We start from the raw sequence: 22719 nt of genomic DNA on the forward strand, positions 1-22719 counted from the left end.
CTTCGAATGCTAGTTTAGCATAAATAAATAATTATTGCGCCGTTGACATCTCTTTGGTTTCGTGGTTAACACACCGGCTTCGAAGCATTAAATTGTGCTATTCCCCCGTTTAAAAGCCCTTAACGCAAAAAACTGCCAAGACAAAAGCTAATTTGTCCCGGCAGTTTTTGGATTTTTATGATGCTTCTTGGCCGTCAGCTAGAAAAAGCTGGGGTTTAGCAGTGCCATCCACCGCTTCTTTCGTTACGACAACCTTCGTAACATCTTCACGACTTGGAATATCAAACATCATATCCATCATAACTTCTTCAATAATTGACCGTAAACCACGGGCCCCGGTGTTACGTTCAATCGCTAGATGTGCAATCGCATGGAGTGCTTCTGGTGTAAATTCTAAGGTAACATTGTCCAAGGCCATCAACTTGCTGTATTGTTTAACAAGCGCGTTCTTAGGTTCAGTTAAAATATGCACCAAATCATCTTCAGTCAGTTTTTCTAATGCAGCAGTAATCGGAATCCGACCAATGAATTCAGGAATAATCCCAAACTTCATTAAATCTTCCGTTACGATTTGTTGCATCAAACTTTGATCTTCATTGGTAGTTTGCCCATTCTTGCTCCCGAAGCCAATTGTCTTTTCACCTAGGCGATTTTTGACAATCGTTTCGATACCGTCAAAGGCGCCACCAATGATGAATAAAATATTGGTGGTATCAATTTGGATTAACTCTTGTTGTGGATGCTTACGACCGCCTTGCGGTGGCACGCTAGCAATTGTTCCTTCAAGAATCTTCAAGAGGGCTTGTTGGACCCCTTCACCCGAAACATCACGTGTGATCGATACGTTTTCGCTCTTCTTGGCAATTTTATCGATTTCATCAATATAAATAATCCCGCGTTCAGCACGATCAACATCGAAGTCTGCATTCTGTAACAGCTTCAAGAGGATGTTTTCAACATCTTCACCCACGTAACCCGCTTCAGTTAAAGTGGTGGCATCCGCAATTGCAAATGGCACGTTTAAAATGCGGGCTAATGTTTGCGCAAGGAATGTCTTCCCGGAACCAGTTGGTCCAATTAATGCAATATTACTCTTTTGTAATTCAGTGTCCCCTTCTTGGGCGACTGACATTTGGTTGACCCGTTTGTAGTGATTATAAACTGCGACAGATAATGCTTTTTTCGCTTCTGTTTGACCAATCACATAATCATTTAAAATAGCTAAAATTTCTTTTGGCTTCGGCACTTCTAATAAGTCACTGAAGGCCTCATCCTTAAACTCTTCATCAATAATCTCTTTGCAAAGGTCAATACATTCATTACAGATATAAACACCAGGGCCAGCCACGATCTTTTTCACTTGATCTTGTGACTTCCCACAAAACGAACACGTTACGGGTCCGTTCGTTGTTTCTGTATCATCTAGCATACTGGGATTCTCCCCTTTCTCGATATCCGCTTACCGCTGTGAGTTATTAAAATACACCCCTACAACGTAATTCAGACTATAGCATAACTATGGACTAGAATAAAGTAAAATTACTCGCACACCGTCAATGATACAAAAGCGGGTCCAAAGTAAACACCTTGAACCCGCTTTTTAGCATCATTTAAAGCTTGGATTGATCAGACGACCTTATTTAGCGTCTTTCACTTCTACAGCTGAATCAGCAATGATTTCGATTGCTTTCTTGACACCGATATCGTGTTTCAACATGTCATCTGATAAGACGCTACGTACAGCGGCTTCTTCCATGTTGTATTGTTCAGCTAAACTCTTAAGTTCGGCAGCAACTTCGTCATCTGTTGCTTCGATGTTTTCAGCTTCTACAACGGCTTCCAGTACAAGACTTGTCTTAACCCGTTTGTCAGCATCAGCAGCAAATTGTTTCTTCAAATCATCTTCAGTTGTACCAGTGATTTGATAGTACATTTCTGGGTTGATACCTTGTTGTTGCATGTTACCTAAATATTGTTGTAATTGACTGTTGATTTCTTCGTCAATCATTGCTTGCGGTAATTCACCAATTGTTGCATTTTCAGTTGCTTTAGCAACGGCTGTATCTTGGATAGCCGCATCTGCAGCAGCATTTTTTTGTTGTTTTAATTCTTCACGAATTTTTTCTTTTAATTCATCTAATGTATCAACACTTTCGTCGATATCCTTAGCAAATTCGTCATCTAATTCAGGTAATTCCTTGGCTTTCACTTCGTGGATGGTTACCTTGAAGATTGCTTCTTTACCAGCTAATTCTTCAGCTTGGTAATCTTCAGGGAAGGTAACTTTAACATCAACATTGTCGTCTGCTTTGTGACCGACTAATTGATCTTCAAAACCTGGAATGAATGAGTTTGAGCCAAGTTCTAATGAGTAGTTGTCCGCTTGACCACCGTCAAAAGGTACGCCATCTACAGAACCAGCATAATCGATGACAACCGTATCGCCGTTTTCAGCAGCTGCATCTTCTTTCAATACTAATTCGGCTTGACGTTCACGACGGTTTTCAATTTCTTGATCAACGTCTTTGATTGTAATGCGACGGCTTTGTTTTGGTACTTCTAAGCCTTTATAGTCGCCTAAAGACACTTCTGGTTTAACAGTAACTTGAGCCTTAATTACCCAAGGTTCGCCTTTTTCCATTTTTTCAACATTAATTTGTGGTTGATCAACTGGTTGAATAGCAGCTTCTTTAACAGCAGCATCATAAGCTTCTGGTAAGATTGCATTTAAAGCATCTTCATAAAGGGCTTCTTCACCATACATCTTGTTAAAGATTTGACGAGGCATTTTACCTTTACGGAAACCTGGTGTGTTGATGTTTTTACGTATCCGTTTGAACGCAACGTCCAAACCTTCACTAATTTTATTTAAATCAATTTCAAAGGTTAGTTCACCATCATTGGCGCCCTTTTTTTCCCATTTTGCTGACATAATTTCCCTCCGACAGTTATATTCACAATCTATCAATTGCATACTTAATCAGCATAAACTATTTAGCCTAAATTGTAAATATTTATTGGTCTAAAAAGCGATAAAATCCGACATTTTAGTCATTTACGACTAACTGCTATCGAATTAAAGGTACAAAAAAACTCGCAGCTTTTACACCACGAGTTTTTCGATTCAACTAGGTTGAATATTAGTCGATAATTTCACTAACGACACCGGCACCAACAGTACGGCCACCTTCACGAACAGTGAACTTAAGACCTTTTTCGATAGCAACTGGTGAGATTAATTCAACAGTAAATGTTACGTTATCGCCAGGCATAACCATTTCGACACCTTCTGGCAATTCGATAACACCTGTAACATCAGTTGTATGGAAGAAGAATTGAGGACGATAGTTTGAGAAGAATGGTGTATGACGACCACCTTCGTCCTTGCTTAAGATATAAACTTCACCCTTGAATTTCTTGTGAGTTTGAATTGAACCTGGTTTAGCCAAAACTTGACCACGTTCGATGCTATCACGGTCGATACCACGTAATAAAGCACCAACGTTATCGCCGGCTTGACCTTTATCCAATGTCTTACGGAACATTTCCAAACCAGTAACAGTTGTCTTAGCAACTTCGTCTTTCAAACCAACGATTTCAACTTCGTCACCGACAGTAACTTGGCCACGATCGATACGACCTGAAGCAACAGTACCACGACCAGTAATCGTAAATACGTCTTCAACAGGCATTAAGAATGGTTTGTCTGTGTCACGTTCTGGTGTTGGGATATATTCATCAACAGTAGCCATCAATTCTTCAACAGCTTTAACGTCGTCAGGATTGCCGTTCAATGCACCAAGTGCTGAACCGCGGATAACTGGAATATCGTCACCAGGGAAATCGTATTCTGATAATAATTCACGAACTTCCATTTCAACTAAGTCCGTCAATTCGTCATCATCAACTAAATCGGTCTTGTTTAAGAAGACGATGATGTAGTCAACACCAACTTGGTGAGCAAGTAAGATATGTTCACGTGTTTGTGGCATAGGACCATCAGTTGCAGCAACAACTAAGATAGCACCGTCCATTTGAGCAGCACCAGTGATCATGTTTTTAACGTAGTCAGCATGTCCTGGGGCGTCAATATGTGCATAGTGACGGTTTTCTGTTTCATATTCAACGTGGGCTGTATTGATAGTGATACCACGTTCTCTTTCTTCTGGAGCAGCATCGATGTTTGCATAGTCTTGAGCTTCAGCCAAGCCTTTGTCTGACAACATCTTTGTGATTGCTGCTGTTAAAGTTGTTTTCCCATGGTCAACATGTCCAATAGTACCAATGTTAACGTGGGGTTTTGTTCTTTCGTAATGTGCTTTTTCTGCCATTAAAACGAACCTCCTGTATTTTCGCAAGAAAAAATCAGTGTTTAGATTTACTAAACTGATAATCCTTTACATAATATTATAATACTTCAAGCGCTAAAATCAAAGTGTTTTTTTGCACTTGAAGAATTCAAAAATGATTATATCTGCTATGAGCGCGTTTGTAAACACTTAATGCTTAAAAAAAGTCAGTTTGAAAGCAATATTTAGGTGTTTTCTATCCTAAACATCAAATTTCCCTGTCATTTCTTGCAACTTTTTCACCCAGTCTTGTATCTTTTCTGAAATAACCACTGATGCCGTATAATCCGGACCCAGTAGCTGCTTAAGCCATGCTTGTGCCCACTCTGTAGAATCATCGATAATTTCACCTTCAAAAGGATATAAATATGCAAATCCCATTTTAACATCCGCTATAACTTGGGCTAATAAAATGGGGTCTTCCGATGCTAATTGCGCATTTAAAGCCGCCAATATTGCGTTAAAGGTCTTACTTTCGCCCATCAATTGGGTGTTAGCAGGTACAAACGTTTTAGTCTGTTCAAACCATTGCATCGTGACTGATTGTTCAATATTGAGCTGAACCAGGGTTTCAATGACCGTCGCTTTCACAAAAGCATGCGTGTATGGATTCATTAAAACTGGCGTAACGCTGGTTACATAAACATGCCGTGGTAACTGTTCAGCTTGTGTCAACATAGCAAGCTGTTCAGATAAGGGGTGTGCCGTAAGATTATAGAGACCTTCTGCTTGCTTACGGATCATTTCTTGATGGTTGGCTTGAAACTCTAATTCACTAGCTGTAATCATCATTTTAAACGTTCTGATAGCTTGAGGCGCAATGGTTGCGTGCCGTAATGCTCCCCATATTTGATTAGCCGTAACAAACCGGTGGTTGTTTAATAATAATGCAAGGTAAAATCGAGCCAAGTCCGTTTGTTGTAAATAATCGGCTTGTTGTTCTTCGACGACCGCCAATGCTGTTTGCGTATCACCAACTTCAATCAACGCACTCGCCCACAATAAATTTGCTGACAATGTCTGCTCTAGTTGATATGCGGCTTCAAAATGATCGCATGCTTGCTGCCAATGGTGTTGATTTAACGCTGCTTTTCCCATCCGAATTAGACGATCATATTGATTGGGGAACTGCGTAATATCACCCATTTAATCCCTTCCTTTCGACAACGAATAAAACAATAGCGTCTAGAATCAACTGCCGTGATCCAGACGCTATTGTTTCAATGTTATTCAGCGGCTTTTTCAGCCTTTGGTTTATTATCTTTTCTTTGACGACGATGATTTTGATTAATTTCCATAATCACTGGTAGAATTACCGGCCGGCGTTTCGTTTGTTCATACAAGTAATGGCTTAAATTTTCCCGCACATCTTGTTTCAAATGACTCCAGTCAAATTCTTTGTTATCCAGATTATTTTGCACCGCTTTTTTGATAATTTCCGCACTTTCAGCCATCAAGTCTTTGCTCGTCTTGACGTAAACAAATCCTCGGGCTGTAACTTTAGGTTCTGCAATAATCTGTTTATTCTTGCGATCAATCGTGACAACGGCGATAAAAATTCCGTCTTCTGATAATAATTTCCGATCACGTAATACAATATTGCCGATATCGCCGATCCCGCTACCATCAATCATGACGTCAGTTGCATCAACTTGCCCACCGACGTGCATCTTACCTTTTTCATAAGCGACAATATCGCCCTTACCCACGATGAAAATATCTTTGTAAGCCATCCCTGTTTCGTGTGCAATGTCTGCATGGGCTGCCAATTGACGATATTCACCTTGAATAGGCATCAAGAATTGCGGTTGCATTAAATTCAACATTAACTGCAAGTCATTCTTGTTGGCGTGGCCTGACGCGTGCATATCATCACCGATTGTCTTGACTTCGCCACCTGCCCGATAAACCATATCCTTGGTCTTCGCTAAAATGGTATCCATCGCATGCGAAGGCGAGGTCGTTAAGTAAACCAAGTCACCCTCTTCGATATGAATTAAACGGTGATGACTCGTTGCCATCTTTTGAAGCGCCTTAATTGGTTCGCCCATTCGACCGGTTTCTAAAATCACCGTTTGTTCAGGTGCAAGTGTCTTTAAATCTTTGGGTTGTCCTAAAATAGCATCATCTGGCAAGACAATCATTGATAATTTCATTGCTGTCCGGACAATTTTTTCTAAGTCACGCCCCGTTAAGACTACTTTGCGGCCCGTTTTATAAGCCGCATCAATTACTTGTTGAATCCGCATGATATTTGAAGCCACAGAAGCTACAATAATCCGGCCAGTTTGATATTTAAACGTTTCTAAAATCGATTCAGCAATATCGCGTTCGTTAGCCGTTGCAAAAGGTGATTCCGCATTAGCAGAATCGCTCAAAAGCGCTAAAACACCTTGTTTGCCGATTTCAGCTAACCGAGCATAATCCGTTTGATACATCGGCATTGCTGATTGGTCAAACTTGAAATCTCCCGTGTAAACGATTTGTCCTTCGTCCGTCTTGACAACGATTCCTAATGAACCAGGAATCGTATGGGTCGTTTTGAAAAATGAAACAGTTGCACGTTCGAAATCGATAGCCGTATTAGCGTCGATGACGTGGAAGTTTTGGAACTTACGTAATTTGGGTTCGCTGCTAACTGTAATTTGGGCTAAAGCAATCGTTAATTCAGAGCCAAAGACTGGCACATCGTGTTCCTTCAAGAAATAAGGCAGCGCACCAATTGCATCTGCATGCCCGTGTGTTAGAAAAATTCCAGCAACGCGATCGGCATTTTCTTCTAGATAGGTCATATCAGGAATCACAATATCAATCCCTAATAACTCAGTTTCTGGATATTTCAAGCCACAATCTAATACATAAATTTCGTCGTCCACTTCGACAATGTTCAAGTTCTTACCATTTTCACGAACACCGCCAAGCGGCATAATCTTAATGTTACTCATTCTTTCACCTCTAGCACTTGAGAAATTAATTTCTCAAACTATTTTGTTTGTTCTAGTCGTTCATTCATTTAAAACTCATCCGTCTTAAAGCCTATTTCATATTTTATCACAATTTAAACAAACTAACAGCTATTGATTACTAAAAGCCTTTAGAACACAAAAAAGCGGGTCCGCATCGCGGATCCGCTTTTTAAAAATGAATTAACGACGTAAGCCAAGGCTCTTGATTAATTCACGGTAACGTTGAACATCGCTTTCACGTAAGTAACGTAATAAGTTACGCCGGTGACCGATCTTCTTCATTTGACCAACATATGAATGGTGATCTTTCTTATGAATAGATAAATGTTCGTTTAATGCGTTGATTTCTGCAGTCAATACAGCGATTTGTACTTCTGCTGAACCTGTGTCACCTTCGTGACGAGCAAATTGATTAATAATTTCGTTCTTTTTTTCTTGTGAAATAGCCATGCTAATTTCCACCCTTCTAGTATAATAGCCTAGAACAACGTAAAGCGTCGGGTGAACGTCGCTAAACAGAGTAATAGGCCTGTGCAATAAGCACTTAATAAGTGTACTAAATATCAGCGTCAAACGCAAGCGACAGTTTTAAACTAATCAAGCAGTCAAGCTGAAATACTTTACAAGTTTTTATTGCAATCACTCTCACTGTTTTGGTATAATAACGACTGTTGAAATTAAAATCTTTTTTATAAAGATAGTGAAACCCATCGGAGGTGAACAACATGCCACAAATTAAATCTGCTATGAAACGTGTGAAGACAATTGAAAAAGCTAACCAACGTAACGCTTCTCAATTAAGCACAATGCGTTCAGCAATCAAAAAGTTCAAAGCTGCTAAAACAGCAGGCAGTGACGAAGCTGCAGACCTATTGAAAGCTGCGACACGCGCAATCGATATGGCCTCAACAAAAGGCTTAATCCACGCCAACAAAGCTGGCCGTGATAAGTCACGCTTAAACAAAATGATGGCTAAATAATTTAACCACCAAAAAAAGCCCCCACAACCATTTGGTTTGTGGGGGCTTTTTTATTAATTTTAAGCAACATCTTCTGCCGCAAATTGTAACATGAAAAGTTCAAACAACAAAGTTGCTTCACCTTGACCAGTTTTTATTTTTTCCTCAATACCTTCTAAACCGAGATATGCTTGAGCAAGCATTGGCTTAGAAAAATGCCGACTTTGTTGAAGCGCTAATTTAATCCGGTACGGGTGAACTTTCAAAACACTCGCCAAATTACCTTGGCTATACCCTTTTTCGAAAAGAATTTTCACTTGCAACAACAAACGAAATTGGCCTAATAGAATGGCATTAATTTTAAGCGGTTCTTCTTTTTGCAATAATAAATCGTGATACATCTCTAAAACCGGGCCAACCTTCTTTTGTAAAACTAACGGTACCAATTCAAAAACGTTATCTTCAATACTACTTGTCACCAATGCACTAATAGCCGCTTCAGTGATCACCCGACTTTGTTGCGCATAAAGCATTAATTTGGGTAATTCAGCCATTATTTGGCTGTAATCACCATTGGTCTTACTTAGCAGCAACGTCATTGCTGCCGGTTCAATCGTGACTTGTTTATGATGTAGTTGAGCAGTCACTAACTGTTGGACTTGGCGCTCATCAATTTTTTGAACATCAATGATGGTTGCTGTCTTCTTCAGTTGTTTAACCATTTTCTTGCGTTCATCTAACTTCGCATAAGGCGCAAAAATGACAAGTGCAGTTGTCGGTTGCGGTGCTTCCAAGTAAGCTTGGAACCCTTTTAAATCATGCTCAAGTTTCGTTTTAACTTTTTCACCGGTCAAAAAGAACGGATTTTGCATAAAAACAATTCGTCGTTCGCCAAAAAAAGGGGCCGCTTCTGCATCTTCTAATGCCCGTGCCACTTCAGTCTGGGCGAGATCATAGCTTGCAAAATTCATTGTCATCTCTTCGACCGAAAGGGTTGCTTTAAACATTGCCTTAACTTCTTCAATGAGCGCCGATTCTTGACCTAATACAAGATATACCGGTGCAAACGTCTCTTGATTTAGTGCTGCTTTTAGTTGTTCTGTTTTCATCTAGACACAATCCTTTAGTGTTGTTTTAATTATTGGCACTTGACCGAACCCGTATTGCCATTCTAACATCCCACAGTCAGCTGTGTTCCAAAATGGGACGTTTGCGCGCTTTAAAGTCCGTAACGTCGCAGGATGTGGATGCCCATAGCGATTATGGCGTCCCGCGGAAATCAACGCTCCTTTTACTTGCCACGCTGCAATTGCTTGGGGATCACTCGCAGTTTGGCTACCGTGATGCCCCACCTTTAAGTAATCAACCCGTAATTGCGGGTAACGATCAACAATTGCCACTTCACCCGCTTTTTCTAAATCACCCGTAAATAACCAACTGGCACCACCAATTCGGGCTTGTAAGACGAGTGAGTCAGCATTACGACCTGGTCCGGCCGTTACTGGGGCTAGTACATTGATCTGTTGGTGTCCAATCATAAAATGCTGACCCGCCAAATAAGGCTCGATTGCAACTGTTTTAAGATGCGACCGCATTTGACGCTGAAATTGCTGGTTTTGCGGTAAGCCCGCAGCACAAATCAACCGCTTAACCCGGATGTGGTGCAGGATTTTGTCTAAATCCCCTATATGGTCAATATCTTGATGTGATAATGCGATGGCCTCTAAATGATCAATCCCACAGCTGTAGAGATAGTTAACCGTTATTTTTTCCGCTCGACTAACAATTGGTCGTCGTTGCCATTTTTTCTGCCGTAAAGCTAGACGTCCACCAGTATCAATCAACAGGTTATGCTGATTGAACGGTTGTTGAATTAACAGACTATCACCCTGACCAATATCGAACATAATCACTCGGCCAACTGGATTGAAGTGTATGCCAATAAAACTAATGGCATACAGACTGATAACAGCCCACCAGCCAAACTTAGCTCGCCGACTAGTAGTTGCCATCAACCATAGCGTCACTACCACAATCAAAAACAGTGGTATCAGCTGGATTTTACCAAACGTGATTGTCGCATATGGGAACGTCGCCACCCAGGCTAAGCCTTTATACAGAGTCGTTAACAAACCTTCTTCTAACCAAACTACTGTATGACTAACCGGCCATAAACCAATCGCCACCACAATCAATCCCAACATGAATGGTAAAAATAGCGGTGCAATCAGCCCGTTAATTAGAATTGTCAATACATGCCAACGATAATTAAAGCGCAAGCACACCGGTAAACTTAACAAGCCTAACCAAAAGGCCGTTGCAAAAGCGCCGGATTGCCGTTGGTAAATCAGACCCAAGGCCATTAGATAGCTCAATAAGCCTCCCATACTTAACAATAAATACGGCTGCCAAAAAAGATTGACCAGTAATACCCAACTCCAACTGTCTAAGCGCGATTGCTGAAAATGACTTACTTCGCAGATCAATCGTAATAAAATCAGCCCGATGGCCCGGGTAATGCTTGTGCCACCCCCTACAAATAAAGCATAAACGGGTAGTAAACCAAACAAGCTAACATTCACCCATTCACGTGGGATGCGACACAGCGTTGCTAGTCGACGAATGATGGTAACCAAGTAGAATACATGCAATCCAGATAAACTCAATAAATGGATAATCCCCAATTGACCTAATACATTCTGGTAGCTTTGGCCATCTGATTCTTGAACACCACATAGCAACGCCTCTGCATGAAATCGCAACGCCGGCGGTAATTGCCGTAAATAAATCAATGCTTGCTGGCGAAGCAAGTGGAACCGATCTCGCCAACCTTGTGGTGGAATCGGTCTAAAAACCGTTCCATCCATTAAGTTTGCTTGATAAAAACAACGCTTTTGCTGGCCCATAAATTGAGCATAATCAAATTCATTACGATTTGTAGCCCTTGCAATCCGTTCCAATTCAATATCTCCAGCTAGCAATAACGGTTGCTGTATCCTTTGCCACTGGCGCTTTTCTATTGGGCTTTGGCAGCGATAATAGCAGACAAGTAACTGATTATCCGTTTGCCCTTGGGCCATTAATTGAATGCGATCACCAGCTACTTTGATTGTATCGGGTTGAATTTTATACACTTGATTATTTGGTCTAACCGGCTGTTCGTATGCGCACCGTGCTAGCCAAAAACGGCAACCACCTAAACCTAACACCAATCCACTGACCAGTAACAGTGCCGGTTGGTGTAAACACCATAGTCGCAGCAGACACACTATTAAAAGACAACTAAAAAAGAGCGGTGCTTGTCCGAGGAGTAACGCATTTAAACTCGCTAAACAAATAACTGGATAAATCCAATTATTCTTAATCACTCAGCAGTTTGTTCATTCTCCAAAAAGTTAACGAGGGTGTTGGCGTCATTGGCCGTTAAATCGACTTGATCTAATTCAATGCCGGATTTTTCAATCAATTCATACGCGTATTCATCGTTATGGTAATCCTTTTGATAATGAATTTTACTTATCCCAGCTTGAATAATTAATTTAGTACATTGAAGACACGGAAAATGGGTGACATAAATCTCAGCACCTTCCGTCTGTACGCCAAACTTGGCACACTGCGTCAATGCGTTCATCTCGGCGTGAATCGTCCGTAAACAATGCCCGTCCCGTAATAAACAACCGACATCAATACAATGACTTTCATGTGCCACGGAACCGTTATAGCCTCCTGCAATAATTCGCCGATTACGAACCACTAACGCCCCCACAAATAATCGCGGACACGTGCTGCGCATCGACAATAAAACCGACTGAAGCATAAAATATTGATTCCACGGCATTCTCTTTTCTGACACACGAATTCCCCCTCTAACGTTAATAGTTTTAGTATAGCAAAAAAAGACCATTCACAAACTAATTAACACAAATTTGTGGCCGTAATTGTTCGAACGTTTTCGGCCCAATTCCCCCAACTTTTTGAAGATCTTCAATTTGTTTAAACTGCCCTTGTTCATCCCGGTAGGCAATTATTTGTTCAGCTTTTTTAGGGCCAATACCGTTTAGCGTTTGTAATTGTGTTGCATCTGCCTGATTAAGATTTATTTTAGTCGCCGTTGCCTCTGTTGTTACCCCTGATTGACTCTTAGCATGCGTTGCTGTTGACTTATGCGGTTCATCAGCTGCTTTAACCAACTCTTCGGCTGGAACAGCTTCACCTTTGGTTGGCACATAAATAACAAGTTGGTCAACCAGGGTTTGTGCTAAGTTTAACTGACTCGTATCCGCTGCGTCGGTCACGTCACCAGCTTGCTTCAGCACCTCAAACAAGCGTGTCTTCGTAACACAGATTGGATAAATCCCTGGGTGGGCCACAGCGCCTTTGATATCGACAAACCCGCCCTTTAAAGTGCTTTTCTTCTGTTTGACAGGCTTTGTCGGCGCTTTTGGCTTAGTTGATTGCGCCATCAGCTGTTGATTGGTTGATAGAAACCGTTGTTGTCGGCTATGTTGCCAAAATAAGCCACCACCAAGCAAGATTATCACTAAACAAGGGGCCCACCAGAATCTGCGATACCGTTGCCAATAGTCCCGCCACATTTTCGCCACCTCCTTATCCCTAATTACCCCAAAACGCAAAAAAAATTTGCCGATTCTTACAAATCGACAAATTTTTTAATGTTGCGCTAAATAATTCAATGCATCGTCCAAGGTTTTGACAGGAACGATTTTCATCTTCGTGCCAATTTTTCGAGCGGCTGCTTTGGCAATCGCATAGTTATTTTGATAGTGGGGCTCTACCTTTAGAATTGCTTTGGTCACTGGATCATCAGGTGCGAAAAAGACTTTAGCACCTTCTTGACTAGCAATCAGGACCTTCTTATCAATCCCACCGATTGGCCCGACTGTCCCATCAGGCGCCATGGTTCCCGTTCCGGCAATCTTACGCCCTTTTGTTAAGTTTTGTTTCGTTAATTGATTGTAAATCTGTAAGGTAAACATCAAGCCTGCAGAAGGGCCACCAATTTCACCTGCATTAACCTTAACCGGCACCTTTGTCACAATTTTTGAGTGATCCGTCAGTGTAATCCCCAAACCAGCGTAGCGAGATTTAGGTAATTTAATTAATTTACGGGTTGCAGTCTTGTGCTGACCGTTATGTTCATAGCTAATTGTGACCTTTTGATTCACTTTTAGTCCTTGAACATACTTGACGAACTTATTCGCACTCTTAAAATGATGCTGATCAATTGCCGTAATTGTATCACCTACGACCAAGTCTTTTTTAAAGGCTGAATTATCTAAAATTGACATTACATAGACCCCAAGATATTGAGTGTGGTATTCCTGATGCGCCTTTTGATAAGCCGCTTCAATCGCAAAATTAATTGAACTTTCCATGTAATATTTTTGAATCTGATCATACGCTTCAGTATCATCATCACCCATTAGTTCATCACGACTAATAATTTCCGTGAAGGGTTGCGTTTTAGACAACAGCAGTTGTAAACCCGTTACTGGACCTTGAATCCCAACAGTGGTTAACATAAAATGCCCCTTTTGCGAATCTCGTTGACCATTCACTTTAACAAACTGGTTGGTATTTTCAGCCGAACCGACCCCCTCAACATAATAATGCGTTGGAATCAAACAAAAAGCAAATAACACAATTAAGCCGATAATCCATAGGAGATGTTTTAATAAACGTTTATTTTTATTCATATTAATCACTTTCAGATCTTAGTTTTTGTGCAAGTGCAGTCGCAACAACCGGTGGCACTAATTGTCCAACCTGACCACCAAACGTTGCGATTTCTTTCACCATACTTGATGAGATAAAAGCAAACTCTTGTTTTGCTAATAATAACACCGTTTCTAAGTCGGCATCTTGTGTCTGATTCAATGCGGCAATATCCCGCTCATATTCAAAATCGTTGGCATTACGAATACCACGAATCAAATACCGCGCCCCCACTTCTTTAGCAAATCTTGCTGTCAACGTCTTCGATTGGGCCATCACTTTAACGTTAACTAAGTGGTGGGTGGCTGCTTCAATCAGTTTAACTTTCGTGGTTGCGTCAAATAACGGTTGTTTAGCAGCGTTGGTCATCACCGCAATAATCACCTGGTCAAACAGGTGACTTGCCCGTTCAACAGTATCCAGATGCCCATTTGTAAACGGATCAAAACTCCCTGGGAACAATGCAATTTTCGGCATTTGACTGCCTCCTAACCAATAAATTTAAAAATTGCCACTTCTGTAATGCCATAATTTTGTTGCCGTTTCAGTATGTAATGCGGAATATCCGTTGGATAAGCAACTGTCGTATCTGTTTCACAAAGAATCGTCGCATCTGGTGCTAATAAATCCATTTCAACAAATTGTTGCAAGTGAAGTAGCATCTGTTGTTGCTTGTAGGGCGGATCCAATAAGATTAAATCGAATTGAACCCTTGCATCCGCCAGTTTAACCAATGCCTTTTCAGCTGGCATCTTCCAAATTGTAAAACATTCTGGCATTTTAGTGACACTAACGTTTTCTTCAATCGTTTGAATCGCTGCATATTGACGGTCAACTAAATAAGCATGATCCATCCCACGCGAAACGGCTTCAATTGCCAGACCACCGCTACCGGCGTACAAATCAAGTGCTTGTCCACCATCAAAAAATTGTCCTAACATACTGAACATCGCTTCTTTAACCTTGTCCGTTGTAGGCCGTGTTTTCATCCCGGGGACCGCCTTTAGCTTGCGACCCCCGAATTCTCCTGCAATAATTCGCATCCTGATTACTCCTCTGATTCTGCCGCATCGGCAATTTCTTGGTCTGAGCGTCCTACGCGATTACTAAAATCCATATCAATAGCTGGTCTTTCAGAAGGCGTCACTCGTTTGACGTAGTGCAATTTTTTTAACCGTTGCATCACAGTTTCGGCATCTGCCAGATCTACGTATAAATAAACATATTTCATTCGTTTTGAAGTGTAATACACAAGGCCATAACGCCGTAACTGTTTTACTTGTCGTAGTGAATAGAGCCAAACGACAATCCCTTGACGTTGTGTGATTTCCAATGTCATTTAATCAGTCCTTTTACGTTTAGTCAAAAATCATCATTGCTTGTTCATCGGTACACAAGAGTGTTAAGTGCTGATAGTTTGGATTATTAATTGCAAGTTGTAGCGCTAGATTCTGCTGTTGCGCCAACAATAGCTCTTGCGAACTAAGTCCTTGCGGCCAATAAAAAAATTGCTCGCGTCGCGGAAACCCCGCCGCTTTCAACGGGGCCTGTTTAAAGTCGGTTGCTGTTAAAAAGGCATCCGGCTCATGTACCGCTTGTTTGCGCACTTGACGCAAATTGCGCAGTCCTTTTTTAGTTAACCACTGCGTTGGCGTCCTTGTTAATTCACTCATCAAATGTTGCGCGTTTTGCAACGGCAATTGATTGATTGCAAGTCCAGATTGGTCATTATTTTGCCGTAGTGTCTGTACCGTTTGCTCCAAAGTCAATTGTCGTTGGTCAGCGGTTGGCGATTGTTGTGTCTTAGCTAGCTCATCTACTGGCACTGGCGTTTTTGAAACAACCTGATATAAGCCAGTTTGTAACAACCGATTCGCATTTAAATACAAGATTGCCGTCAATCGTTCTTGCTGCATCACCAAAATTGCAAACGTCTGGTTTTTAAATGCCACTAAAGGGGTTTGTTGGTGTTGCTCTGGCGTTAACCGCAACTTAAACTGTTGCTCGTGTAACGTAACTGATAGTGACGTCGGTAGCACCGCGTTTTTAGTTAATTCGGCGCGTTTTTGAAAGAAATGAAACGGCGCTACATCGTTATTGGCACCAACAACCATGATTTGTTGTGTCTGATTAGATTGGTTATCAATCAATGCTTCAACATACTGCCGGCTGTCGAGGTGAAATAACCACCGTCGTTGATTCTCATCTGTCAGTTGTTGCTCGACCGGTTGTCCATAGGTTGCAATTAACTGCTCAGCTGGCTGATTAATTAATTTCGCCGGCCCCTGCGTCTTAGTGTGCGGTATTTGTTTTATTGATCGTTGCGTTAACGGACCTTGGGCATCCTTAGGCGGATTAAACACTGGCGGTTGAATAATCGGCCAACCGTAAAGAATGATCAACCAGATAAGCAATGCAACGATTAGGCGGCGTGTACCTTTAATCATGATTTCACCCCACTAATTCGTTAGCGCCGCTTTTTTCTCTTGGGCGCTGATGTTCAAGACGATCCCCAATGCCATTGCGAGCACCAACATACTTGATCCCCCATAACTGATAAACGGTAACGTTACCCCAGTAATCGGCAAGATGCCTAACAGCCCACCGACGTTGAACAAGGTTTGCACAAAAATAATGGTTCCAATCCCGTAACACAATAAAGTGTGATACATCTTAGTTGCGTGAATCCCTAAGTAAAAAATTCGTGCTAGTAGTGCAAATAATAACCCAATAATGATGAGCGTTCCAATGACCCCTAATTCTTCAGTGGTAATTGATAAAATAAAATCGGTATACGGTTCTGGTAAGTAACCGCGTTTTTGGATACTATTACCGAGCCCTAAACCAAACCACCCCCCATTGTTAATTGCATAGTAGGAATTCACTAACTGACTCCCTCCCATATTTTCTAGTTCAAAGGGGTGTAAAAACGATAAAATCCGATTGAACTTATAAGAATTAACGTTAGTAGAAAAGTTAAAGTGCCGTAAAATACTAAATAAAATCACGACGGTTGTTGTGACTGCCGTGATCAACAAAAAACCGTACCGATACGCCATCCCAGTGCCCAAAAACATCACGACCATCACAGCCGCCAAGATACTAGCCCCTCCTAAATCAGGTTGGATAAACACTAATAAGATAATCCCAGCGACTAATACAAGCGGATTAAAGAATAATTTTAAATTATCAACAAATCCGTCGGCCAGTTCATTTTCCTTACGTGATAGCATATTAGCAAGATAAACAACAATCAATAACTTCGCAAATTCTGACGGTTGGATGGTCAATGGTCCCAACTGAATCCAAGCAGTAGCCCCATTAACCGCTGCACTTGGTCTGAAACGGCTTAAAAAAAATAAATAAATGAGTGCCCCGAAGACCGCAAACGTCATCCATTTTAGAAAAAATCGACTTTTTAAAACGGATAACTTAAGGAAATAGGTGATCATCATCAAGATAAAGCCCAACGCGATAAACACTAATTGCTTGGTAAAATACGCATCTGGTTGCATGCCGCGAATCGACATTAGATCTGAACTCGCTGAATAGACCATTAAAGCACCAAATGCACATAAGATGACATATGGCAGCAATAACCAATAGTCTAAATACTGAATTTTACTTTTTTGAATTTTTTTCCACACAGTTACACCTAATTTCTATTTCGTTCGTATTCACTCTGCCCTTGCCCAGCCTGCATACCAATTTGATTAACCCGTTCTTCTAATTCACGCATCAAAGTTGCGCCCTGTGTTGCACTAATCAGTTGCATTCGTTTTGCAAAATCAACCTCGCGCGAAAAACCAAATAATTGGGTATCAATGACTTCTTCAATAACCGGACATTGACTCATACAAAGTGCATCAATTTGAGCACCCAACAGTTGCTCAATGCGTAGAGCGTCCGCTTCTAAAGTGCGATAAGCTGTTGTTTCTTGTTCAATCATAATTTACGCCTACCTATTCGTTATTAAAAAGCATACTCTGCTCGTTATTATACCATATTTACGCACAAAAAAGAGGTCGCCAGTTGGCGACCTCTGATAGTTTTTAATGCTTAACCTTTTTTACGTTTCTTGTCAGCTTTTTGACGCATATTGGTATCAAGAATCTTCTTACGTAAACGAACCGAAGTAGGCGTTACTTCACAGTATTCGTCATCGTTTAAGAATTCAATTGATTCTTCAAGCGACATTTGTTTAGGGGTCTTGATGGCAGCTGAATGATCTTTACCAGAAGCACGCGTATTCGTTAAGTTTTTACCCTTAGTAACGTTTACGGCGATATCTGTATCACGGCTGTTTTGACCAACAATCATCCCTTCATAAACATCAACGCCAGCGCCAATGAATAATTGGCCACGATCTTCAACTGATTGTAAACTATAAGTTGTTGATGAACCAGCATTGATTGAAACTAATGCACCATTACGGCGACCTGGTTCCCAGTTTTTAATCACTGGCATGTATTTTTCGAAGGTGTGATTCATAATTCCGTATCCACCAGTCATCGTTAAGAATTCTGTTGAATACCCGATTAAACCACGTGAAGGTGCTAAGAAAGTCATCCGCGTTTGGTTATTGGCATCACTTTCCATGTTTTGCATTTCACCTTTACGTTGGGCCATTGAGTCGATTACTGAACCTGTATATTGGTCAGGCGTATCGATTTGAACCATTTCGAAAGGTTCGCAAGTAACACCATCAATTTCACGATAAATAACTTCTGGACGTGATAATTGTAATTCAAAACCTTCACGACGCATTTCTTCAACTAAGATTGAAAGATGTAACTCACCACGCCCTGAAACAATCCAAGCGCCGGCTTTATCAGTATCTTCAACACGAAGTGAAACGTCAGTGTGTAGTTGATGACGTAAACGTTCTTCAATCTTACGGCCCGTAACAAATTCACCTTCACGACCAACAAATGGTGAATCATTAGCAGCAAATGTCATTTGTAAAGTTGGTTCGTCAATGCGAAGAATTGGCAATGCTTCTTGATGGTCAACTGGTGTCACAGTTTCCCCAACATAGATATCTTCCATCCCTGAAACAGCGATTAAATCGCCAGCTTTGGCTTCTTCGATTTCAACCCGGTTTAACCCGATGAAACCAAAAATCTTAGTTACGCGGAAGTTTTTGGCAGAACCATCCAGTTTCAAAACAGAAACTTGGTCACCAATTTTGATTGTCCCGCGAGAAACGCGGCCAATCCCAATCCGGCCAACATAATCATTGTAATCCAACATCGCCACTTGGAATTGAAGTGGTTCGTCACTATTATCAATTGGTGCTGGAATTGTCTCTAAAATTGTGTCAAAAATGGGATCCATTGTATGTGCTTGTGTATCTAAATCTGATTCAAGGCTTGATGTCCCGTTAATCGCACTTGCATAGACAACTGGGAATTCAAGTTGATCTTCATCAGCACCAAGTTCAATGAACAATTCAAGTACTTCATCAACCACTTCTTCAGGCCGCGCGCCGGGGCGATCAATTTTGTTGATAACAACGATTGGTGTTAAATGTTGATCCAATGCTTTTTTCAAAACAAAACGAGTTTGTGGCATTGTACCTTCAAAAGCGTCAACGACTAATAATACACCGTCAACCATTTTCATAATCCGTTCTACTTCACCACCGAAATCAGCATGACCTGGTGTGTCTAAGATGTTGATTTGTTTACCGTTATATTTAACAGCCGTATTCTTTGAAAGAATTGTGATGCCACGTTCTTTTTCGATATCATTTGTATCCATTGCACGGTCAGAAATTTCTGCATGGCCATCCAATGTATCTGATTGTTTTAGCATTTCGTTAACTAAAGTTGTTTTACCGTGGTCAACGTGGGCGATAATTGCGATATTGCGAATGTCTTCTCTTTTTTTCAAGTGTTTCAGCTTCCTCTCGCTAGTGACGTGACTAGTGTTGTTTATCTCATGTATACAGGCTATTATTTTACCATAAAAAAATGGACTGTGCTTCTTATATTAGCGTTTTTTTGAAAATACGCAAGTTTTTTTCATGAAAATTTAATTATCTTTAGTCATTTGAACCATTCATAATCGTGATAATTTCTTGTATTGCTTGCTTTGGCGCGATAATCATCCCTTCTTTTTGTGTCATGGAAATCGGTTGACCATCAAATTGTAAAACTTGAAATCCTAGTGTCTCAGCTAAAACACGTCCTGCAGCAATATCCCATGGCGCTAATTTCGAGATATAAGCTTGCACTTGGCCTTTCAATAAATGGGCAAACGTGATACCAGCACTCCCGTAAATCCGAACGCCAGAGCTATGGTACAAGACTGCTTGTAAGTGTGCTTCATTGGTGACCATCATCCGGGTATTGACGCAGATCAAACCGTCTTGCAACGGTTCATCAACAGCGTGTTTGAGGGCAGCTTCGTTTTCGAATATGCCCAACTGCGGACCACCCCAGAATAATTGATCAGCCATTACATCGTAAATAACCCCAAATAGTGGCTGCCCATCTTCATAAACACCAATCATAATGGCGAAATTCGCTCGTTGTTTCACAAAATTCATGGTACCATCAATCGGATCAATAAAAAAAGTTAGCCCCTGTTGCCAATCATCAGGTACCTCACCAGCACCTTCTTCACCGACTAATTGTGCGTTCGGATAAGCCGTCTTAATCTTCTCAGCTAAAAAAGTTTGATTAGCACAATCGACATTAGTCACTAAATCATTAGGTCCCGACTTAGTACTAACCGTTAACGGTTGTTTAATTTGTATCCGGGTATAAGCTGCTGCTTCAAGGATCCACTTTTGTAGCGAACGACTCAACCGATACAATGCTTCTTGTTCCATTTTTTCATCCACTTTCACTCATTAGGCGTCATTTTAATTTGGGTGCGGCTAGTCTTTTGGACAGCCTGCATACACCGATAGATTGAATAGCCCGACGCTTCTGAAAAGGCCTTATCAATTTGTTTTTCTTGCATCTTGCTTTGAACGATCACTTTGAAATCGCGATAAGCAGCTTGTAAATCGGTCACTTTCGCGCCGAATTCATAAGCTTGTTCAACGAGATTATATAATCGCATGACTTGGACAACTTCAGCGGACGTCCAGTCGGGTTCTATGGGATAGCTATAGTTCGTTTGCATAAACGCTCCTAAATTTTACATAAATTTGCACCAGTTTCAATTCAACTGATACCTTTAATCTCTCATATTATAACGCATTTTTTTAGGGGCTGTCGATTCCTTTTAGAAACAGCAACATCAAAAAAACGGCGCACTCCACTGGTGCGTCGTTATTCTAACTATTTTTTAAATATGAATTGGTAAGCCTAATGCTAATTCGGCATCATCCATGATTGCTTCACTTAACGTTGGATGCGGATGAATCGTTAAAGCAAGTTCTTCTGCGTTCATTCCTGACTCAACCGCTAATGTCAATTCAGAAATTAAATCACTCGCACCAACGCCGGCCACTTGAGCGCCAAGGACTGTGTTATCGTCTACGTTCGTGACTAACCGTACAAAACCTTCTGCATCCGCTAAGGATAAGGCACGACCATTGGCTGCAAATGGAAATTTGAACCCTTTGGCATTAATCCCTTTGGCTTTAGCTTCAGCAACCGTTAGCCCCGTCGTCGCCAATTCAGGATCCGTGTAACAAACGGCAGGCATTGCATGATAATCAACCGCTACTTTCTTACCAGCAATAGCTTCTGCCGCAACTTTGGCTTCATAACTTGCTTTATGCGCTAAAGCTGCTCCAGCAACCACATCACCAATTGCATAGATGCCTTTAACATTAGTTTGTCCTTGTTGATCGACTTCAATCAAGCCCCGATCAGCCATCTTGATGCCGGCTTGTTCCAATCCCATTTCATCAGTGTTTGGCCGCCGACCAACCGTTACCATCACATAGTCAGCAACGAGTTGTTCTTCTTTACCCTCGACTTCGTATTTAACCGTCACGTTTTGATCGGTTTCAATCGCTTCTTTCGCCATGGCACCAGTAATCACATCGACGCCTTTTGCCTTAAAGTTCTTTGTCACTAGTTGTACCATGTCTTTTTCAAAGTTGGGTAAAATTGACGCTGTCCCTTCGAGAATCGTCACGTGGGCGCCTAAATTTGCATAGGCCCCAGCAAGTTCTGAACCAATATAACCGCCACCGATAACGACCAATTCCTTTGGCACTTCGGTTAAGCTTAGGCCGCCCGTTGAATCAATGACCCGTTTGTTAAATTTGAAACCCTTAATTTCGATTGGGCGACTACCAGTAGCAATGATTAAGTTTTTAAAACTGTACGTTTGCGCACTTTCTTCTTTAATCACGCGTAAGCTATGTTCGTCTACCAAAAAGGCTGCGCCATCCAACACATCAATCTTGTGTTTTTTGAACAACATTGAAATACCGCCAGTTAGTTTTTCAACAACCTCGTGTTGCTTCCAAGCTTGCGTCTTCGCAAAATCCAACGTCGCCCCAGTAGTCGTCACACCAAAGACAGCAGAATCCTTCGTCGCTTGTAGTCGATGGCCAGCAGCAATCAAAGCCTTGGAAGGGATACAGCCAACATTTAAACACACACCACCGATTGTTTCACGTTCAATCACGGTTACTTTTTGACCCATTTCAGCCGCGCGAATTGCCGCAACATAGCCCCCAGGTCCCGAACCGATGACTACGGTATCTAATTCAATTGCAAAATCACCTACAACCAT

Annotated in this window: 22 protein-coding genes; 1 reads left to right on the top strand and 21 read right to left on the bottom strand. The window is 41.3% G+C overall.

The window, feature by feature from the left end; genetic code table 11:
* Positions 1-175: 175 nt before the first annotated feature.
* From clpX to rpsO, 6 genes are all read right to left on the bottom strand, one after another.
* On the bottom strand, positions 176-1429 hold the full coding sequence (gene clpX, locus J7Q78_RS02460) for an ATP-dependent Clp protease ATP-binding subunit ClpX (RefSeq protein WP_154242112.1): 1254 nt from the start codon (positions 1427-1429) through the stop codon (positions 176-178).
* A gap of 207 nt (positions 1430-1636) precedes the next feature.
* Positions 1637-2932 carry a trigger factor gene (tig, locus tag J7Q78_RS02465; protein ID WP_154242113.1) on the bottom strand — a complete coding sequence of 432 codons (1296 nt, stop codon included), beginning with the start codon at positions 2930-2932 and terminating at the stop codon, positions 1637-1639.
* A gap of 208 nt (positions 2933-3140) precedes the next feature.
* Entirely contained in the window at positions 3141-4331 is a 1191-nt protein-coding gene (gene tuf / locus J7Q78_RS02470; RefSeq protein ID WP_154242114.1) for an elongation factor Tu, read from the bottom strand.
* A 219-nt stretch (positions 4332-4550) separates the two neighbouring features.
* Positions 4551-5495, bottom strand: coding sequence for a hypothetical protein (locus J7Q78_RS02475; protein ID WP_154242115.1), 945 nt, complete (start codon positions 5493-5495; stop codon positions 4551-4553).
* 80 nt (positions 5496-5575) lie between these two features.
* Positions 5576-7294: a ribonuclease J gene (locus tag J7Q78_RS02480; protein WP_154242116.1), complete on the bottom strand. Its 1719-nt coding sequence runs from the start codon at positions 7292-7294 to the stop codon at positions 5576-5578.
* Positions 7295-7495: 201 nt separating this feature from the next.
* Positions 7496-7765 (bottom strand): 30S ribosomal protein S15, encoded by a 270-nt coding sequence (rpsO, locus tag J7Q78_RS02485; protein ID WP_154242117.1) that lies wholly within the window; start codon positions 7763-7765, stop codon positions 7496-7498.
* 275 nt (positions 7766-8040) lie between these two features.
* Between rpsO and rpsT the strand changes: the two genes are divergently transcribed.
* Complete coding sequence (gene rpsT, locus J7Q78_RS02490; protein ID WP_154242118.1) at positions 8041-8295, top strand: 30S ribosomal protein S20; 255 nt, start codon at positions 8041-8043, stop codon at positions 8293-8295.
* 59 nt (positions 8296-8354) lie between these two features.
* Here the strand turns inward: rpsT and holA are convergent, their stop codons facing one another.
* The 15 genes from holA to lpdA form a co-directional block, all read right to left on the bottom strand.
* Positions 8355-9383: a DNA polymerase III subunit delta gene (gene holA, locus J7Q78_RS02495; RefSeq protein WP_208422351.1), complete on the bottom strand. Its 1029-nt coding sequence runs from the start codon at positions 9381-9383 to the stop codon at positions 8355-8357.
* On the bottom strand, positions 9384-11642 hold the full coding sequence (locus J7Q78_RS02500) for a DNA internalization-related competence protein ComEC/Rec2 (protein ID WP_208422352.1): 2259 nt from the start codon (positions 11640-11642) through the stop codon (positions 9384-9386).
* Positions 11639-12127 carry a ComE operon protein 2 gene (locus J7Q78_RS02505; RefSeq protein WP_004270740.1) on the bottom strand — a complete coding sequence of 163 codons (489 nt, stop codon included), beginning with the start codon at positions 12125-12127 and terminating at the stop codon, positions 11639-11641. Before J7Q78_RS02505 ends, J7Q78_RS02500 begins: the two co-directional genes overlap by 4 nt.
* 58 nt (positions 12128-12185) lie before the next feature.
* Positions 12186-12869, bottom strand: a complete 684-nt coding sequence (locus J7Q78_RS02510; RefSeq protein WP_208422353.1) for a helix-hairpin-helix domain-containing protein — start codon at positions 12867-12869, stop codon at positions 12186-12188.
* Positions 12870-12944: 75 nt separating this feature from the next.
* On the bottom strand, positions 12945-13991 hold the full coding sequence (locus J7Q78_RS02515; RefSeq protein ID WP_208422354.1) for a SepM family pheromone-processing serine protease: 1047 nt from the start codon (positions 13989-13991) through the stop codon (positions 12945-12947).
* A 1-nt stretch (position 13992) separates the two neighbouring features.
* Positions 13993-14487 carry a pantetheine-phosphate adenylyltransferase gene (gene coaD / locus J7Q78_RS02520; protein ID WP_208422355.1) on the bottom strand — a complete coding sequence of 165 codons (495 nt, stop codon included), beginning with the start codon at positions 14485-14487 and terminating at the stop codon, positions 13993-13995.
* Positions 14488-14498: 11 nt separating this feature from the next.
* Entirely contained in the window at positions 14499-15053 is a 555-nt protein-coding gene (rsmD, locus tag J7Q78_RS02525) for a 16S rRNA (guanine(966)-N(2))-methyltransferase RsmD (RefSeq protein ID WP_208422356.1), read from the bottom strand.
* A gap of 5 nt (positions 15054-15058) precedes the next feature.
* Positions 15059-15349 (bottom strand): YlbG family protein, encoded by a 291-nt coding sequence (locus J7Q78_RS02530; RefSeq protein ID WP_208422357.1) that lies wholly within the window; start codon positions 15347-15349, stop codon positions 15059-15061.
* A 19-nt stretch (positions 15350-15368) separates the two neighbouring features.
* Positions 15369-16457, bottom strand: coding sequence for a CAP-associated domain-containing protein (locus J7Q78_RS02535; RefSeq protein ID WP_208422358.1), 1089 nt, complete (start codon positions 16455-16457; stop codon positions 15369-15371).
* 12 nt (positions 16458-16469) lie between these two features.
* The gene (locus J7Q78_RS02540) at positions 16470-17657 is read right to left on the bottom strand and encodes an FtsW/RodA/SpoVE family cell cycle protein (protein ID WP_208422359.1); all 1188 of its coding nucleotides are present in this window, start codon (positions 17655-17657) and stop codon (positions 16470-16472) included.
* A gap of 8 nt (positions 17658-17665) precedes the next feature.
* Entirely contained in the window at positions 17666-17959 is a 294-nt protein-coding gene (locus J7Q78_RS02545; RefSeq protein ID WP_208422360.1) for a DUF1507 family protein, read from the bottom strand.
* Between the two features lie 110 nt (positions 17960-18069).
* Positions 18070-19905, bottom strand: a complete 1836-nt coding sequence (gene typA / locus J7Q78_RS02550; RefSeq protein WP_208422361.1) for a translational GTPase TypA — start codon at positions 19903-19905, stop codon at positions 18070-18072.
* 151 nt (positions 19906-20056) lie between these two features.
* Positions 20057-20848, bottom strand: coding sequence for an inositol monophosphatase family protein (locus J7Q78_RS02555; RefSeq protein WP_208422362.1), 792 nt, complete (start codon positions 20846-20848; stop codon positions 20057-20059).
* Between the two features lie 14 nt (positions 20849-20862).
* Positions 20863-21147: a UPF0223 family protein gene (locus J7Q78_RS02560; protein WP_154242131.1), complete on the bottom strand. Its 285-nt coding sequence runs from the start codon at positions 21145-21147 to the stop codon at positions 20863-20865.
* Positions 21148-21312: 165 nt separating this feature from the next.
* Positions 21313-22719 (bottom strand): dihydrolipoyl dehydrogenase, encoded by a 1407-nt coding sequence (gene lpdA, locus J7Q78_RS02565; RefSeq protein WP_208422363.1) that lies wholly within the window; start codon positions 22717-22719, stop codon positions 21313-21315.

Origin of the sequence: Latilactobacillus fragifolii, assembly GCF_905332535.1 — a bacterium.
GTDB lineage: Bacteria > Bacillota > Bacilli > Lactobacillales > Lactobacillaceae > Latilactobacillus > Latilactobacillus fragifolii.

Coding starts and splice junctions, on each gene's coding strand:
- clpX (WP_154242112.1), bottom strand. CDS start 1,429: ATGCTAGATGATACAGAAACAACGAACGGACCCGTAACGTGTTCGTTT.
- tig (WP_154242113.1), bottom strand. CDS start 2,932: ATGTCAGCAAAATGGGAAAAAAAGGGCGCCAATGATGGTGAACTAACC.
- tuf (WP_154242114.1), bottom strand. CDS start 4,331: ATGGCAGAAAAAGCACATTACGAAAGAACAAAACCCCACGTTAACATT.
- J7Q78_RS02475 (WP_154242115.1), bottom strand. CDS start 5,495: ATGGGTGATATTACGCAGTTCCCCAATCAATATGATCGTCTAATTCGG.
- J7Q78_RS02480 (WP_154242116.1), bottom strand. CDS start 7,294: ATGAGTAACATTAAGATTATGCCGCTTGGCGGTGTTCGTGAAAATGGT.
- rpsO (WP_154242117.1), bottom strand. CDS start 7,765: ATGGCTATTTCACAAGAAAAAAAGAACGAAATTATTAATCAATTTGCT.
- rpsT (WP_154242118.1), top strand. CDS start 8,041: ATGCCACAAATTAAATCTGCTATGAAACGTGTGAAGACAATTGAAAAA.
- holA (WP_208422351.1), bottom strand. CDS start 9,383: ATGAAAACAGAACAACTAAAAGCAGCACTAAATCAAGAGACGTTTGCA.
- J7Q78_RS02510 (WP_208422353.1), bottom strand. CDS start 12,869: ATGTGGCGGGACTATTGGCAACGGTATCGCAGATTCTGGTGGGCCCCT.
- J7Q78_RS02515 (WP_208422354.1), bottom strand. CDS start 13,991: ATGAATAAAAATAAACGTTTATTAAAACATCTCCTATGGATTATCGGC.
- coaD (WP_208422355.1), bottom strand. CDS start 14,487: ATGCCGAAAATTGCATTGTTCCCAGGGAGTTTTGATCCGTTTACAAAT.
- rsmD (WP_208422356.1), bottom strand. CDS start 15,053: ATGCGAATTATTGCAGGAGAATTCGGGGGTCGCAAGCTAAAGGCGGTC.
- J7Q78_RS02530 (WP_208422357.1), bottom strand. CDS start 15,349: ATGACATTGGAAATCACACAACGTCAAGGGATTGTCGTTTGGCTCTAT.
- J7Q78_RS02535 (WP_208422358.1), bottom strand. CDS start 16,457: ATGATTAAAGGTACACGCCGCCTAATCGTTGCATTGCTTATCTGGTTG.
- J7Q78_RS02545 (WP_208422360.1), bottom strand. CDS start 17,959: ATGATTGAACAAGAAACAACAGCTTATCGCACTTTAGAAGCGGACGCT.
- J7Q78_RS02555 (WP_208422362.1), bottom strand. CDS start 20,848: ATGGAACAAGAAGCATTGTATCGGTTGAGTCGTTCGCTACAAAAGTGG.
- J7Q78_RS02560 (WP_154242131.1), bottom strand. CDS start 21,147: ATGCAAACGAACTATAGCTATCCCATAGAACCCGACTGGACGTCCGCT.
- lpdA (WP_208422363.1), bottom strand. CDS start 22,719: ATGGTTGTAGGTGATTTTGCAATTGAATTAGATACCGTAGTCATCGGT.